A 15,183-nucleotide genomic window follows, 5' to 3' on the forward strand; every position below is an offset into this window, starting at 1 on the left:
AGGCGATGACCCGGCGCGATCCGATCGCCCTCGGCCGGATGGTGCTGGTGGCGCTGCTGCTGGCCAGTCCGACCGGGGTGGTGCTGGCGGTGCTGGCGGCCCAGCAGCGGGTCGGGCTGCTGTGGGCGGCGCTGGTGTGGCTGGGGGTGGTGCTGATCCTGGCGATGCTGGTGCGCAGCCATCTGGTCCGGCTGGCCGGGCTGGCCGGCTGGATCCGCTCGCTGGCGCTGGGGGGCGAGCCGGGGCCGCCGCCCGGCCGCGACGATCCCACCCTGGGCGGGATCGTCGCCGCGGTCGGCGGCCTGCGCCGGATGTCGGCGCAGCGGGCGGCCGAGTTGACCAGCGTCGCCCGCTGGAACGAGGGGCTGCTCGACGGTCTGCCCGATCCGCTGCTGCTGCTCGATCCGGCCCGGCGGGTGGTGCGCGACAATAAGGCGGCGCGGCTGCTGTTCGGGCGCGGGCTGGTCGGGCGCGACATCAGTCTGGTGCTGCGCCATCCGGCGGTGCTGGAGGCGATCGACGCGGTGCTGGCCGGGGCCGGGGCCCAGGAATGCGAGTTCACCCAGCCGGTGCCGGTCGAGCGGGTGTTCCTGGCCCGGGTCGGCCGGCCGGAGGGACAGGCCCCGGAAGGAGCCTCGGCGATGCTGACCCTGCACGATCTGACCGATCTCAAGCGGATCGAGCGGATGCGGGCCGATTTCGTCGCCAATGCCAGCCACGAGCTGCGCACCCCGCTGGCGGCGGTGGCCGGCTTCATCGACACCCTGCGCGGCCCGGCCCGCGACGACGAGGAGGCGCGCGACCGCTTCCTCGCCATCATGGCCGAGCAGGCGCAGCGGATGAGCCGGCTGATCGCCGACCTGCTGTCGCTGTCGCGGATCGAACTGAACGAGCACACCGCGCCGAGCGAGCGGGTCGATCTCGGCCGGCTGCTGATCGGGGCCGCCGAGGCGCTGCGGCCGCTGGCCGAGGCGCGCGGGATGCGGGTCGAGCTGTCGCTCGATCCCGGCCTCGCCCCGATGCTGGGCCAGCCCGACGAACTGACCCAGCTGTTCCAGAACCTGATCGACAACGCGATCAAATATGGCCGCGCCGACAGCGCGATCACCGTCAGCGCCGCCCCGGCCGGGCCGGAGGATCTGCCGGCGGCGGCGGCGGCGCTGAAGGCCGGTCCCGTCCTGCGGGTGGCGGTGCGCGACCAGGGCGACGGGATCGCCCGCGAACACCTGCCGCGCCTGACCGAGCGGTTCTACCGGGTCGATACCGCCGGGTCGCGGCGGATGGGCGGCACCGGGCTCGGCCTCGCCATCGTCAAGCACATCGTCAACCGCCATCGCGGGGTGATGACGATCGACAGCGTGGTCGGCCAGGGCTCGACCTTTACGGTGTGGCTGCCGGCCGCCGGGCGCTGAGCACGGCGAGGATGCGGTCCTGCAACGCCGGGGCCAGCACCGGCTTCAGCAGCAGGGCGTCGATCCCGGCCGCGTTGGCCCGTTCCACCACCGTCGGGTCGGCCTGACCGGTCAGCAGGATCACCGGCAGCGCGGCGCCGCCGGGCTGGCCGCGCAGGGCCTCGACGAAGCCGAACCCGTCGAGCGGGCGCATCCGCACGTCGCAGATCACCAGATCCGGCCGCTGTTCGGCCACCTGACGCAGCGCCTCGATCCCGTCGCGGGCCTCGACCACCGTGGCGATCCCGATCTGGGTCAGCATCTTGCGGACGACGGCACGGACGAAATCCTGATCATCGACGATCAGGATCTTCAGCAGATCGAGCGAAGGCGGGGCGAGCATCAAGGCTGTCCTCCCGGCTGACGGGCGAGACGATGGTCAAGCCTAGCCCCGAACGCGCCCGCTGTCACTGCGGTGAAGACGGGAGAAAACGCCGCGACCGCCAGGAAAAAAGCTTAAGGGGGCGCCGAAAAATCCTATTCGTTTGTATTGATGTCGCAGATACAACCTAAAAGAGGTGGTGTCCGCGCCGCCGGGCAGGAAGGGATTGACAATCTCGGCATGTTGAGAATAACTCGCAACATCATCTCAAGGAGGGCGTGCCCCGGAGCCAACCGGGACCGAGGCAGGAATCATGCGGATGGAGTTGGAGAAAGCCGCCCCGGCCCGGCTGCGCCGCCGGCTGGCGGGCTGGCTGGCGGGGTGGCGGGGGCGATCCGGCGGCGCGGCGGCGGACGGCGGGGCCGAACCGGTCGCCGCCCTCAACGCGGCGGTGTTCGAGTCGGTGGCCGACGGGCTGCTCGGGCTCGACCGCGACGGGCGGGTGACCTTCCTCAACCGCGCGGCGCAGCGGCTGAGCGGCCATGGCGAGCGGCACAGCCTGGGCCGGCGCGGGGTCGAGCTGTTCCCCTTTCTCGCCACCCTGCCGGCGGCGGGCGGGGCGGGCAGCGGCCGGAGCGAGCGGGTCGAGGCGACCCTGCGCGGCCCGGCCGGCGACGCGATCCCGATCGAACTGGTGGCCGCCCCGATCGTCGAAGCCCGCCGGGTGACCGGCACGGTGGTGGTGTTCCGCGACATCCGCGAGCGCCGCCATGCCGAGGAAAGCCGCCGGCTGGCGGCGGCGGTGGTGGAATGGTCGCCGCAGGCGATCGTGGTCGCCGATCTCGCCGGCACGGTGATCATCGTCAATCCGGCCTTTTCCCGCCTGTCCGGCCTCGAAAGCGCCGACATCGTCGGCCGGCCGGTCAGCATGCTGCGTTCGGGCCATCACGACCCGGCCTTTCACGGCGCGATCCGGCAGGCGGTCGAGCGCGAGGGGCTGTGGTGCGGCGAGGTGTGGAACCGCCACAAGGACGGCACCCCCTATGCGGTGTGGCTCAGCATCACCCGGGTCAGCGCCGAGGCTGGCGGCGGCTTCCTGGTCGGGTTCTATTTCGACATCACCGAACGCAAGCGCCAGGAGGCCCGGATCCTGCGCGAGGCCAACCAGGACCCGCTGACCGGCCTGCCCAACCGGCGGATGTTCGAGGAAAGCCTCGAATCCGCCCTGGCCGCCGCCCGCCATGCCGGCCACCGCGTCGCGGTGCTGCTGATCGACCTTGACGGCTTCAAGGCGGTCAACGACCGCAACGGCCACGATGCCGGCGACGCGCTGCTGTGCGAGATCGCCCGGCGGATGACCGCCGCGCTGCGGGTCGGCGATCTGGTCGCCCGCCTCGGCGGCGACGAATTCGTCGTGCTGCTGGCCCCGCTCGACGCCGAGGGCGGCGAGGCCGGGGTGCGCCGCGTCGCCGGCCATCTGGTCGAGCAGGTGTCGCGGCCGGTGCCGTTCGCCGGCGGGCTGCTGACGGTGTCGGCCAGCATTGGAATCGCCCTCGGCGACGGCGGCCAGCCGGCGGCCGAGCTGATCAAACGGGCCGATACGGCGATGTACGCGGTCAAACGGTCGGGCAAGCGCGGCTATCGCCTCGATCCCGGCCCGGGGACGCAGGAGGCGGGATGAGCGTGGATCAGACGGTGCGGGCGATGCCGCTCGGGACGGTGCGCAGCGGGGGGACGGTGCGGGTGGTGGCGGTGCGGGGGGCTGGGCGCGAAATCGATCAACTCACCGCCGCCGGGCTGATTCCCGGCCGGGTGTGCCGGCTGGCCGGGCATGGCCCGGGCGGGGCGATCCTGCTTGATCTCGACGGCCGCCACCTGGCGATCGGCGGCAATGTCGCCCCGGACATCTGGGTGCGGCTGATCGCCCGGTCGGCTTCCGCTTCGGGGAGCGCGTAGGATGGGACAGGCCCTGCCTTTGCTCGAATGCGATCCGTTTCTGGTCGCGGCGTTGTTCGCCGATCTGCGTGCCGTCGGGGCGCGGGGGCGGCGCGACGATCGCGGCTGCCTGCTGGTGCTGGATATCGACCATTTCCACCGGCTGGAGGAAACGGCGGGCGCCGACTCGGCCGAGGCGGCGCTGGTTCGGGTGGCGCAGACCCTGGCCCGGTTGCTGCCGCCCGGCAGCCGCGCCGCCCGGCTGGGCAGCGACAAGTTCGCGGTGCTGCTGGCGGCGAGCGGCCTGGGCGACGCGCTGGCCCTGGCCGAAACCCTGCGCCTGACCCTGGCGGCGCCGGGCGAGGTCGCCGACGATCCGGCGGTGCCGGTCAGCATTGGTCTGGCCGACGCGATCGGGCTGCACGACGAACCGCCGGGGGATACCCTGGAACGGGCCGGCGCCGCCTTGTTGCGGGCCAAGCGCGACGGCCGCAACCGGACCCGGGTGGCGCCGCCGCCCCGGCCTCGGGTCGGGGGGATTTCACACGCCATGGCTATGCGTTAGGCGGGCTCCCGCCCGCACCCGGCCGGGGCGATGCCCCGGACCCCCTTTGTTTTCGAAAAAGAGGGGAGGTTTGGAGGCGTCAGCCTCCAAGCGGGTGCGGCGGGCGGCAGCCCGCCTCACCTTCGCATGTTTGCGCGCGAAGCGCGCGGGCGGCAGCCCGCCTGGGACCTCAGCCGGCGGCGGCCACCGGGGCGGCGGCGCGGCGGGCGGCTTCGCGACCGGCCGCGAAGGCGCGCTGGTTGATCTCGACCATCGCCGGCTTGCGCTCGCGGAAGCGGCCGACGATCTGTTCCTCCAGCAGCGGGGCGGGGAAGGGCAGGTGGTCGGCGATCGCCCCCAGCATGATGGTGTTGACCAGCCGCAGGTTGCCCAGCTCGCGGGCGATGCTGCCGGCATCGACCTCGATCACCGGCACCCCGGCGGCGCGCATCTGCGCCAGCGGGTCGGCCGGGTATTTGTAGAGGCCGGACGACACCACCGGCGGGGCGAGGCGGATGGTGTTGACCATCGCCACCCCGCCGGGGCGGAGATGGTCGGCCCAGCGCGAGCTTTCGGCCAGTTCGAACGCCACCAGCAGGTCGGCGGTGCCGGGGGTGATCACCGGCGACCACACCTTGCGGCCGAAGCGGACGTGGCTGGTGACCACGCCGCCGCGCTGGGCCATGCCGGCGATTTCGGATTTCTTGCAGTCGAAGCCCTGGGCCATCGCGGTCTGGGCCAGGATCTCGGCGGCGGTCATCACGCCCTGGCCGCCGATGCCGCAAATCAGGATGTTGGTGATTACGTCGGTCATGGTGGGAGCACCTGTCTCCAGAATTAAGCGGTCGCGACCGGCTGGGCCGGGGCGATCGCCTTCGGCCCGCAGGATTCGACGCACATCCGGCAGCCGGTGCACATCGCCCCATCGATCGTGACGTATTTCAGTTCGGCGGTGCTGCCGTCGCTGCGGGTGCGGGCCTCGGTCCGCTTGACCGAGATCGCCGGACAGCCGACCTTGAGGCAGTTGCCGCAGCCGGTGCAGCTCTCGTCGATCACCCGGTAGGCCGGCTGACGCTCGAAGAATTCCGACAGCACGCAGGGCCGGGTGGTGATGATCACCGACGGGCCGGGCACCGCGATCTCTTCCTTGATGGTCTTGTAGACCACCGGCAGCAGGTAGGAATCGACGGTGCGGATCCGCTCGGGGGCGACGCCCAGCGCCTCGACCAGCTTGGCGAAGTCGATGCGCGGCGCCTCCTCGCCGGTCAGCCGCTTGCCGGTGCCGGGATGGTGCTGGCCGCCGGTCATCCCGGTGGTGCGGTTGTCGAGGATGATCGCGGTGACGTTGCCCCGGTTGTAGACGATGTCGAGCAGCCCCTGCATTCCCATGTGCAGGAAGGTCGAATCGCCGATCACCGCCACCACCGCCTTGTCGCGCCCGGCCTCGCCGCGCGCCTTGTCCATCCCAAGCGCGATGCCCATCGAGGCGCCCATCGAGATGGTGGTGTCGAGCGCGTTCCACGGCTGGCCGGCGCCCAGGGTGTAACAGCCGATGTCGCCCGAGATCAGCACCTGCTTGCGCAGCCGCGACAGCGAGAAATACACCCCCATGTGCGGACAGGCCGGGCACATCGTCGGCGGGCGCGGGAACGGGTTGCTGCTGGGATAGACCGCGCCGGCCGGCAGCGGTTCGCCCACCAGCCCGTGCACCGCCGGCATCAGCACGGCCGGGGTCAGCTCGCCCAGGCGCGGCAGCAGGTCCTTGCCGTGCAGCTTGGTCATCCCGGCGGCGCGCAGCTCGTTCTCGATCAGCGGCTCGGTCTCCTCGACCACCACCAGATGGCCGACGGTGGCGGCGAACTTGTTCACCAGCCCGACCGGCAGCGGATAGGTGAAGCCGAGCTTCAGCACCGGGGCGTTGGGGAAGCATTCCCGCACATGCAGATAGGCCGGGCCGGAGGTGACGAAGCCGATGCGGTGGTCCTGACCGTCCTCGATCCGGTTGAGGTCCGAGGTCTCGGCCAGGGCGCGCAGCTTGTCCTCGCGGGCGATCTGGGCCGGCAGCAATCCCTTGGCGTTGGCCGGGGCCATCACCCAGCGGCGCGGGTCGGGGGTGAAGCCGGTGGGCTGGCGCGCCACCCGGCTGCCGACCCCGATCACCGCCTTGACGTGACAGACCCGGGTGGTCAGCCGCAGCAGCACCGGGGTGTTGCAGGCCTCGGACAGGTCGAACGCCTGCTTGACCATCTCGTAGGCTTCCTGCGAATCCGCCGGCTCAAGGATCGGCAGATGGGCGAAGCGGCCCCAGTAGCGCGAATCCTGCTCGTTCTGCGACGAACTCATCCCGACATCGTCGGCGACCGCGATCACCAGCCCGCCGACCACCCCGCTGACGGTGATGGTCATCAGCGCGTCCGAGGCGACGTTGAGCCCGACATGCTTCATCGCGCAGAACGACCGCGCTCCCGACATCGAGCCGCCGATCGCGACTTCCAGCGCCACCTTCTCGTTGACCGACCATTCGGCGTAGAGATCCGGGTACAGCGCCAGGGTCTCGAGGATTTCGGTCGAGGGGGTCCCGGGATAGGCGGCGGCGATGGTGGCTCCGGCTTCCCACACCCCCCGGGCGATGGCGTCGTTGCCCGACAGGAGCAGACGGGTGTTGGGTTGGGCCTGTACGGCGGCGGACATGAGAAAAGGCTCCCTGGCGATGTCTCGTGGCCTTCCGGGCCAAGCCGGAAGGGCTCGGAGGCTAGCACCGTCGCCCGTGGGCCGGAAGCGGAATGCGCGGCGGCGGACGGCGGGCGGGGAGCGAACGCCGCATGGGTGGGCTTCGCCCACACCGGCCGCGCCCGTCCTCCCTGTTCGCCCGGCGCGGCCCATGGTAGAAAGGAAGGCGGCTTTTATCCCTTTCACGAATGGGGTGTCGATGCTTGCCCAACCCCTGTCGATCTCCTTCGACCAAGCGGTGCTGGCCGCGTTGCAGGGGGATCACCGCCGGGCGGTGTGGCTGATGCGGCATTTGCTGGCGGCGCATCCCGGGATCGACCAGGACCTGTCGCAGATCTCGGTCAAATCGCTGCAACTCGCCCTGCTCCAGGCGCTCAATGCCGGGCGGGGGGAGATTTTCCGCGAATGCCCGCTGCTCGGACGCGCGGGCGAGGCGCTGACCGACAAACAGCGCGGGGTGATCGAAGCCCTGCTGCGCTGTCACGAGGAGGCGTGGAGCCGGGGCCAGACCCCGCCGCCGCGCCGGGCCGATGTTCACGCCCCGGCGGCGGCCTGGCCGGCCGGGGCTGCTCCGGCGCGAACCGTGGTGGCCTTCCTGCTGTCGCGCCACATCATCTGCAACCCGGACTTCATCGAGTCCGATTTCTTCTTCCACATGCCCCGCTCCGCCGCCGCGGCCGGATTCTCCACCGCCGTTTTTCCGGCCGACGAGATCCTCTACGACCACACCGTCTCGCGCGACAAGCCGGCCCCGGCCCGGCCGCTGGCGGCGGCGCTCGACGATCTCGCCCGTTTTCTCGCCGAATCCCGGCCCGACATCGTCTGCATCGACGGCAATTTCAAACCCTCGGCGATGACGATCACCCCGGAGCATCTGGTCGAGCTGCGGCGGCGGTTCGGCTTCCGCCTCCTGGTGGTGATCCCGGATTGCTACGACGCCCTTTATAATTACGTGGGGGAATGGGCGCCGGCCGCCGACCTGTTCGTCACCTTCCACGACCTGACCCATCACCTGCTGGGGCGGGAGGATTGCCTCGCCGTCCCCTGCCTGCCGTTTGCCGAGGACGCCTTCCACCCCGAGGCGGAAAAGACCGCTGGGGTCAATTGCCTCGGCTCGCCCTGGCGCGACCGCCATGTGTGGCTGGCGGGGCTGCTGGCCGGGGGCGTGCCGGTCGATGCGATGTTCCACGACCGCCGGCGCTGCAACGCCCTGTCGAGCGAGGACTATCTGGCTCGGATGGGCCGGGCGAAATTCGTCTTCAGCAACGGCACCGTCGCCGAGGGCGAATCGATCCTGACCGGCCGCACCTTCGAGGCGATCCTGTCGGAATGCCTGCTGTTCTACGAGGTCGGCAGCCCGATCGACGATTTCATGGTGCCGTTCGTCCATTACGTCCCGGTCGCCAACATCGACCAGCTGATCGCCTTCAGCCGGTTCTTTCTGGAGCGGGAGGATCTGCGCCGCCGCATCGCCGCCGCCGGCCGCCGCTATTTCCTCGAACATTACGGCAGCGGGCTGTTCTGGCGCCACGTCGTCACCCGGCTCGGCGCCTGACGGGGTGGGCGGGCGCGGAGCGGCCTGTCCGCCTGGGTGCTGATGTTTGCCGCGCGAAGGGCACGGAAAGGGATCCAAGGGCCTTCGGCCCTTGGCGGGTGCGGGCAGAGCCCGCATAACATCATGGTGTGCGCGCAAAGCGCGCGGGCAGAGCCCGCGTAACGTCACGGCGCGGCGGGGGCCGGGTTGAGGTCGAGCGCCAGTTCCAGCACGTCGGGTTCACCCGACGGGCAGGGGCGGAAGCCGGCGGCGCGTGACAGCCGCAGCATCGGGATGTTCTCGGCCATGATCTGGGCGAAGATCTGGCGGGTGCCCCGGTGGCGCTGGTAGCGGATGATCTTGTCGAGCAGGGTGCGGCCCAGCCCGGTGCCCTTGAGGTCGGAGCGCACCAGGATCCCCAGTTCGGCCCGCTGGTTGTCGGGGTCGATCACCGTCCGCACCACGCCGAGGGTCTCGAACCCGCCGCCTTCCAGGTCGCGGGTGGCGACGAAGGCCATCTCGCGGTCGTAATCGATCTGGGTCATCCGGGCGAGCTGGAAATGCTGGACCTCGCGCACCAGCCCGAAGAAGCGCATCCGCAGGTCCTGCGGCGTCATCCGCGCGATCAGCTCGGCATGGGCCGGCTCGTCCTCGGGGCGGATCGGCCGCAGCCGGATCGGGCTGCCGTCGCGCAGGGTCGCATCCTCCTCCAGCTCGGCGGGGTAGGGCAGGATCGAGAAGCGGCGGCTTTCGTCGTTGCGCCAGGGGGCGACCCGCATCCGGGCGTCGAGCGCCACCACCCCGTGATGGTCGGCATAAAGCGGGTTGATGTCGCAGGCGACGATCTCGGGATTGTCGACCAGCATCCGCGACAGCCGCACCAGCAGTTCGGCCACGGCGGTGCGGTCGGCGGCGGGGCGGCCGTCGCTGGCCTTCAGCAGGCGGGCGATGCGGGTGCGGCTGATGATGCTGCGCGCCAGCGGCAGGTTGAGCGGCGGCAGGCCGACGGTGTGGTCGCGCGGCACCTCGACCACCCGGCCGCCCTCGCCGAACACCACCACCGGGCCGAACAGCCCGTCGCAGGCGATCCCGGCGAACAGCAGCCGGGCATCCGGCCGCAGCAGCGAGCGTTGCAGGGTGAAGCCGGCCTGTTCGGCGTCGGGATGGACGCAACTGACCCGGCGGCGCAGTTCCAGCGCGGCGGTGCGCACCGCCGCCGCCGTCTCCAGGCCGAGGGCGATCGCGCCGGCCTCGCCCCGGCGGGCGATGTCGGGGCGGTCGAGGGTCAGCGTCACCGGGAAGCCGAGCCGGGTCGCGGCCTGGGCCGCCTCGTCGGGGGTGGCGGCCTGGGTGGCCGGCTGGATCGGGATGCCGTAGGCGGCGAGCAAGGCGCGGGTCTGGTCGTCGCCCAGCAGCCCGCCCGGGGCGGCGAGGCCGCGTTCGATGATCGGCCGCGCCGCGATCCGCGCCTCGGCGAAGCCCTCCCATTGCGACGGCGGGGTTTCCGTCAGCATGGTCTGGTTGCGCCGGTACTGCACCATCTGGCGGAACGAGCGCACCGCCGCGCTGGGGGTGGGGTAGGTGGCGACCCCGGCGGCGGCGAAACGCTGGCGGGCGGGGGCGACCGATTCCTCGCCCATCCAGGCGGTCAGCACCGTGCCGGGATGGCCGCGCTGGGCCTCGATCACCGCCTCGGCGATCTCGACCGGGTCGGCCATCGCGTTGGGGGCGTGGATCACCAGGATCGCGTCGGCGGCGGCGCTTTCGATCAGCACCCGCACCGCGTCGCCATAGCGGCGCGGGTCGGCGTCGAGGCCGAGATCGAGCGGGTTGCCGATCCGGCTGCCGGCCGGCAGCCGCGCCGCCAGCTTGGCCCGGGTCTCCTCGGCCAGCCCGGCGAGGCGGGGATCGCCCGGCGCCCCCATCTCGGCCAGGGTCATCATCGCCACCCCGCCGCCGTTCGACACCACCGCCAGCCGTTTGCCGGCCATCACCCGGCCGCGCGCCAGGGTCTCGACCGCGCCGAACATCTCGTCGATGTCGCCGACCCGCAGCGCGCCCGAGCGGCGCACGGTGGCGTCGAAGCATTCCTCCGGCGTCGCCAGCGTCTCGGCCAGGAAGGCGCCGGGGCGGCGCAGGTCGGGATGTTCCGGCACCCGTACCAGCAGCAGCGGCTTGTTGCGGGCGGCGGCGCGGGCGGCGCCGACCAGATCGCCCCGGCGGCGGATCTGTTCGATGTAGAGCAGGATCGCCCGGGTCTGGTCGTCATTGGCGAGGTAATCGAGCACGTCGGCGAAATCGATGTCGTCGCCGGCGCCCAGGCTGATGAAATGGGAAAAGCCGATCCCGTGCGGCCGGGCCCAGTCGAGCAGCGCCCCGCACAGCGCGCCCGATTGCGACACCAGCGCCACCTTGCCGGGCAGGGCCGGCTGGCGCGAGAAACTGGCGGCGAGACCGATGCGCGGCACCAGGATCCCCAGGCTGCCGGTGCCCAGCACCCGCAGCCCATGCGGCCGGGCGGCGGCGAGCAAAGCAGGGCGCTCGACGTCGGTGGCGATCACCACCGCCGCGCGGGTGCCGAGCCGGCCGAGCTGGTCGAGCAGTTCGGGCACCGCCGCCCCCGGGGTGCACAGCACCGCGAGGTCGGGCACCAGCGGCAGCGCGTCGATGCGGGGATAGGCCAGCACTCCCGACACCGCGCGCAGGTCGGGATGGACCGGCATGATCGGCCCCTTGAAGCCGCCGGTCAGCAGGTTGCGGATCACCACCGCCCCGGCCGACAGCGGCCGTTCCGAGGCGCCGATCACCGCCACCGCCTTGGGGTCGAACAGGTGGGAGAGATTGCGGATGCTCATCGCCGCCGTATCCTTTCCTGCCGCCGGAGCTTTGCGCCGTGCCGAACCTCGTCTATGGTGGCCCGCCCGGGCTTCGCCCCAGTCTGCTTGATGGGGGATCCATGCGCAATGTCGCCGTCCTGATGCTGGCTCTCGGCCTGCTGCTGCCCGGTTCGCTCCGGGCCGAGGACCCCGCCGCCGCCGCCGCCCCGGTCGCCGAGGCGGTCGAGCCGGCTCCGGCCGCTGCCCCCGACGGGGCCGCCGCGCCCGCCGCCCCGGCGGTGCAGACCGCCGCGCCGCCGGCCGCCGAACCGGCCCCGCCCGTGCCCGTCGCGCCCGAACCCGTCCAGACCGTGCCCGTTCCGCCCGTGCCGGTTGCGCCGGAGCCGGTCGCCCCGGCGCCCGTCCCGGTGCCGCCGGCCGCGCCGGCCGGCGATCCGCTGGCGGCGGTGTGGCTCCAGGCGGCGGCGCTGCTGGTCGGGGCGATCCTCGCCGGGCTGGTCGGGCTGCTGACCCTGCTGGCGCTGCGCCGTCAGGACGACGCCCGTCGCCGCCGCGCCGTCGCCGCCACCCTCGCGGTCGAACTGGCCGCCCGCCGTGACGCCTTCGCCCAGTTGGTCGCGCCGCCCAACGCCGAGGCCGGGGTGTCGTTCGTCGCCGCCGTGCTGGCCCTGGCCGGCTTCGATGCCGGCTGGCGCGCCGCCCAGGCCGGGATCGGTCTGCTGCCGCCGGATCTGGCCGGGGCGCTGGCCCGTCATTACGGCGGGGTGGCCCATGTCGCCGGTTTCGTGCGCGGCCAGTCGGTTGCCGCCGCGCTCCGGATGTTGCAGGCCAACCGGATGGGCGGCCATCCCTGTCCCGATGCCGGCACCATGCGCGACGCCCATCGCGATCTCGCCGTTCTGGTCGGCGAAATCGATCCCCTGCTGGCCGAACTCGCCGCGCTGCGCTGAGCAGGCGGGCTCCGCCCGCGCCCGCCAGGGGCCGCAAGGCCCCTGGACCCCGCTCCCTTTGGCGTCACGGCAACACAAAAAGCGCCCGGACGGGTGGTGACCCGGGGCGTGAAAAACAAAAAAAAGCGCACACCGCCCCAACCCGGCCCCGACCGGCGAACCGGCGGAGTGCGGGGGGACGTATGCGACGAAGCTTGCGGCTGGCGCGCGATAACCGGGGGAAACGAACCCCGGCGACGTGACGGCTCCGCCTGAACGGGGCCGCGCGCGAGTCAGGCGAAGGGTTAGAACCCTTCGCGTTCGAGCCGCTTACGCTCCAGCTTGCGGGCGCGGCGCACGGCCTCGGCCTTTTCCCGGGCGCGACGCTCGGACGGCTTCTCGTAGTTCCGGCGCAGCTTCATTTCGCGGAACACCCCTTCGCGCTGCATCTTCTTCTTGAGCGCCTTCAGGGCCTGATCGACGTTGTTGTCACGAACGAGTACTTGCACGTTTCGCCACCGCTCCTCTACGCTTGGAAAGTCATCCCGATCGCACGGCATCGCTGCCGTCCGGGAAGGCGCTTGATATCACAGTGACGGTTGGTTGGGAAGGGGCTTGGGTGATGCAGAGCGATCCCCGCGGCAAACGCGACGATCTGGTGTTGGCGGCGCTGCCGCATGTCGCCTTCGACGGCTGGTCGCCGGCGGCGCTGGCCGAAGCGGCGCAGGAACTCGGTCTGGCCGCCTCGGCGGCGCTGCGGCTGTTCCCCGGCGGGCCGGTCGAGGCGCTGGCCCATTTCATCGATCTCGGCGACCGGCGGATGGAGGCCGATTTCGCCGCCGCCGGACCGCGCGGCGGCAAGACCGATGAACGGGTGTTCGCCGCGATCCGGCTGCGGCTGGAACCCTGGGCCGCCCAGCGCGAGGCGATCCGGCGCGGCGTCGCCCTGCTGGCGCTGCCGGCCAATCTGCCGCTGGCGGCCCGGCTGGGCTGGGGCACCGCCGACGCGCTGTGGCGGGCGGTCGGCGACCAGAGCCACGACCTCGCCTGGGCGACCAAGCGCGGCTCGGTCGCGGCGCTCTATTCCGCCACCCTGTTCTTCTGGCTGGATGACACGTCGGAAGGGTCGGTCGAAACCTGGGCCTTCCTGCGGCGGCGGCTGGTCGATCTGCACCGGCTGCCCCGGCTGCGTCACCGGGTCGAGCGGATGGTGCGGGACGGGCTGTCCTCCTGCCGTCCGCGCGTGCCCTGGTCGCGGCTGGAGGTCAAACCCCGCCGCAGCGGCAGCGCCCGCTGAGGCGCGAAAGGGGCCGGTGGCAGCGCCACCGGCCCCTTCCGGTTTGCTCGATGGCGGCGGCGGCCCGGCCGGGCCGCGCCCCGTCCCGTCAGCGGAACGACGAGCCGCGCAGGATCGCCGCGCCGGCTCCGGCCGGGGCGGCGCCCCACAGCTCGGCGACGAAGGCGTCGAAGGCATCGGCATAGGCGCCGTCGTCGCGCACCGGGGTCAGCACGATCACCCCGAGCCCGGCCGCGAACAGGGCCAGCCCGCCCCAGGTCGCCGCCACCGGCGGCAGCACCCCGGCGAAGAACGCCACCGCGCCGAGCGCGTACAGGCTGAGGCCGGCGACGTATTTCGACATCGCGGTGCCGCGCAGCGAGGATTCGAGCCGCAGGGTCTTGCGGGTGGTGCGGTTCAGCACCAGCGCGGCCTCGTCGCTCTCCTTGCGGGCGATGATCACGATCGACTGGCCGAGCCGCAGCCGCGGCACCGCCTTTTCGGCGCGGTAGCGCACGGCGGCGCCGCTGGCGGTCTTGATCTCGACGATGTCGGCGAACAGGCGGGTGACGGTGCCGTCCACCGCCACGAAATCCTCACGCACTTGAGCAGAATAATCGGTCATCTCGTCTCTCCCTCCGCGTCGGGCCCCCGCCCGGGGTGCCGCGCTCAATGGTCGTCGAAGTCGCTGACCACACAGGACTGTCCCCGGGTCCTGAGGGTGCGACACAGGCTTTCGGCCTCGGCGGGCGCGATAGGCCCGGCCAGCAGCCGGTAGGTGGTCCCGAGGTCGGGAATCACCGTCTTGACCGCCTTGAAGGTCAGCGCCGCCAGTTCCGGGTTGTCCCGTTTCAGCGCCGCCACCGCCATGTCGGTGGTCGATGGGCTGGCCATCGACAGCAGATGTACTCCGACCGGCCCCTTGCCGCCAGCGGGAATGGCGCCGCCCGGCGCCTCGGCCGGCTTGGCCTCGGCCGCCGCCTCGGCCGTGACCGCAGGCGGAACCGGGGCGGCCTTGGCCCGGGCCGGTTTGTCCCCGGCCGGTCTGGCGTGGGCCGGCTTGGCGTGGGCGGGCTTGGCATGAGCCGGTTTGGCGTGGGCCGGTTGGGCCGCGGGCGCGGCCGGCGGGGTCAGCCGGGTCGGCTGGCTCTGTTCGATCGCCGCGATCGCCGCCCGTTCGCGCGCCGCTTCCTCCGGGCTGATCAGGCCCAGCCCGGACAGGGTACCGGTGCGGTCGCGGTCGCGCTGCAACGCCGCCGGGTCGCGCGGCGGCGGCAAAGCGCGCTGGCGCGGCGCCGCCGGCAGCAGCCGGTCGAGCAGCAGGTCGCGTTCGCCGATGCCGCCGGGCTGCCCGGCCAGTTGGGCCAGACGGGCGGCCATCTCCGCCACCGGCGCCGGCTGGTCGAGCCCGGCGGCGGGCGGCGGCTGGTCGTAGGGCAGCAGGGCGCCGAGATTGGCGTTACGCCGGGTTTCGGCGTCGTCGGCGCCGACCGCGCCGGCCTCGGCCAGCGCGCGCAGGGCGGCGAAGCGCTGGGCCGCCGGATCGGCGGCGAGTCCGGGCGGGATGTCGAGGGTCAGGGTCGGCGCGGCGGCGGCGGCGGGCGCGGCGGCGGGCGGCCGCGGCG

The 15,183-nt window shown here is 72.4% G+C and carries 14 protein-coding genes; 7 read left to right on the forward strand and 7 right to left on the reverse strand.

All coding sequences use genetic code 11. The features are described 5' to 3' along the window. Window positions 1-5: 5 nt before the first annotated feature. Window positions 6-1,412, forward strand: a complete 1,407-nt coding sequence (locus ACFSNB_RS08990) for an ATP-binding protein (RefSeq protein ID WP_377315837.1) — start codon at window positions 6-8, stop codon at window positions 1,410-1,412. Here the strand turns inward: ACFSNB_RS08990 and ACFSNB_RS08995 are convergent. Then, window positions 1,381-1,794 carry a response regulator gene (locus ACFSNB_RS08995; protein WP_377315838.1) on the reverse strand — a complete coding sequence of 138 codons (414 nt, stop codon included), beginning with the start codon at window positions 1,792-1,794 and terminating at the stop codon, window positions 1,381-1,383. The two genes, ACFSNB_RS08990 and ACFSNB_RS08995, sit on opposite strands and share 32 nt — an antisense overlap. 298 nt (window positions 1,795-2,092) lie before the next feature. On the opposite strand from ACFSNB_RS08995, the gene ACFSNB_RS09000 reads away from it, so the two are divergent. The 3 genes from ACFSNB_RS09000 to ACFSNB_RS09010 are packed head-to-tail and all read left to right on the forward strand — an operon-like array spanning window position 2,093 to window position 4,273. After that, window positions 2,093-3,454 (forward strand): diguanylate cyclase domain-containing protein, encoded by a 1,362-nt coding sequence (locus ACFSNB_RS09000; protein WP_377315839.1) that lies wholly within the window; start codon window positions 2,093-2,095, stop codon window positions 3,452-3,454. Beyond that, window positions 3,451-3,729: a FeoA family protein gene (locus ACFSNB_RS09005; protein WP_377315840.1), complete on the forward strand. Its 279-nt coding sequence runs from the start codon at window positions 3,451-3,453 to the stop codon at window positions 3,727-3,729. The genes ACFSNB_RS09000 and ACFSNB_RS09005 overlap by 4 nt, the downstream gene beginning before the upstream one ends. Before the next feature lies 1 nt (window position 3,730). Further along, window positions 3,731-4,273, forward strand: coding sequence for a GGDEF domain-containing protein (locus ACFSNB_RS09010; RefSeq protein WP_377315841.1), 543 nt, complete (start codon window positions 3,731-3,733; stop codon window positions 4,271-4,273). Window positions 4,274-4,442: 169 nt separating this feature from the next. Here ACFSNB_RS09010 and ACFSNB_RS09015 read toward each other — a convergent pair whose 3' ends face one another. Together ACFSNB_RS09015 and ACFSNB_RS09020 are read right to left on the reverse strand one after the other, a co-directional pair. Next, window positions 4,443-5,066, reverse strand: a complete 624-nt coding sequence (locus ACFSNB_RS09015; protein WP_377315842.1) for an indolepyruvate oxidoreductase subunit beta — start codon at window positions 5,064-5,066, stop codon at window positions 4,443-4,445. Window positions 5,067-5,089: 23 nt separating this feature from the next. After that, the gene (locus ACFSNB_RS09020) at window positions 5,090-6,943 is read right to left on the reverse strand and encodes a thiamine pyrophosphate-dependent enzyme (RefSeq protein WP_377315843.1); all 1,854 of its coding nucleotides are present in this window, start codon (window positions 6,941-6,943) and stop codon (window positions 5,090-5,092) included. Window positions 6,944-7,181: 238 nt separating this feature from the next. Between ACFSNB_RS09020 and ACFSNB_RS09025 the strand changes: the two genes are divergently transcribed. After that, window positions 7,182-8,537 carry a glycosyltransferase family protein gene (locus ACFSNB_RS09025; RefSeq protein ID WP_377315844.1) on the forward strand — a complete coding sequence of 452 codons (1,356 nt, stop codon included), beginning with the start codon at window positions 7,182-7,184 and terminating at the stop codon, window positions 8,535-8,537. Window positions 8,538-8,701: 164 nt separating this feature from the next. On the opposite strand, the gene ACFSNB_RS09030 is transcribed toward ACFSNB_RS09025, so the two are convergent. Further along, window positions 8,702-11,371 (reverse strand): bifunctional acetate--CoA ligase family protein/GNAT family N-acetyltransferase, encoded by a 2,670-nt coding sequence (locus ACFSNB_RS09030; RefSeq protein ID WP_377315845.1) that lies wholly within the window; start codon window positions 11,369-11,371, stop codon window positions 8,702-8,704. A 101-nt stretch (window positions 11,372-11,472) separates the two neighbouring features. Between ACFSNB_RS09030 and ACFSNB_RS09035 the strand changes: the two genes are divergently transcribed. Next, complete coding sequence (locus ACFSNB_RS09035) at window positions 11,473-12,303, forward strand: hypothetical protein (RefSeq protein ID WP_377315846.1); 831 nt, start codon at window positions 11,473-11,475, stop codon at window positions 12,301-12,303. A 284-nt stretch (window positions 12,304-12,587) separates the two neighbouring features. On the opposite strand, the gene rpsU is transcribed toward ACFSNB_RS09035, so the two are convergent. Continuing rightward, window positions 12,588-12,791: a 30S ribosomal protein S21 gene (rpsU, locus tag ACFSNB_RS09040; RefSeq protein ID WP_002726599.1), complete on the reverse strand. Its 204-nt coding sequence runs from the start codon at window positions 12,789-12,791 to the stop codon at window positions 12,588-12,590. A gap of 113 nt (window positions 12,792-12,904) precedes the next feature. Between rpsU and ACFSNB_RS09045 the strand changes: the two genes are divergently transcribed. Next, a complete protein-coding gene (locus ACFSNB_RS09045) occupies window positions 12,905-13,579 on the forward strand; it encodes a COQ9 family protein (protein WP_377315847.1) in 675 nt (224 codons plus the stop codon). A gap of 88 nt (window positions 13,580-13,667) precedes the next feature. On the opposite strand, the gene ACFSNB_RS09050 is transcribed toward ACFSNB_RS09045, so the two are convergent. Together ACFSNB_RS09050 and ACFSNB_RS09055 are read right to left on the reverse strand one after the other, a co-directional pair. Then, window positions 13,668-14,183 carry a hypothetical protein gene (locus ACFSNB_RS09050; RefSeq protein WP_377315848.1) on the reverse strand — a complete coding sequence of 172 codons (516 nt, stop codon included), beginning with the start codon at window positions 14,181-14,183 and terminating at the stop codon, window positions 13,668-13,670. Between the two features lie 44 nt (window positions 14,184-14,227). After that, window positions 14,228-15,183, reverse strand: a 956-nt coding sequence (locus tag ACFSNB_RS09055; protein WP_377315849.1) for an SPOR domain-containing protein, incomplete at its 5' end; no start/stop codon positions are given.

The sequence above is a fragment of the Phaeospirillum tilakii genome (assembly GCF_042683125.1).
GTDB lineage: Bacteria > Pseudomonadota > Alphaproteobacteria > Rhodospirillales > Magnetospirillaceae > Phaeospirillum > Phaeospirillum tilakii.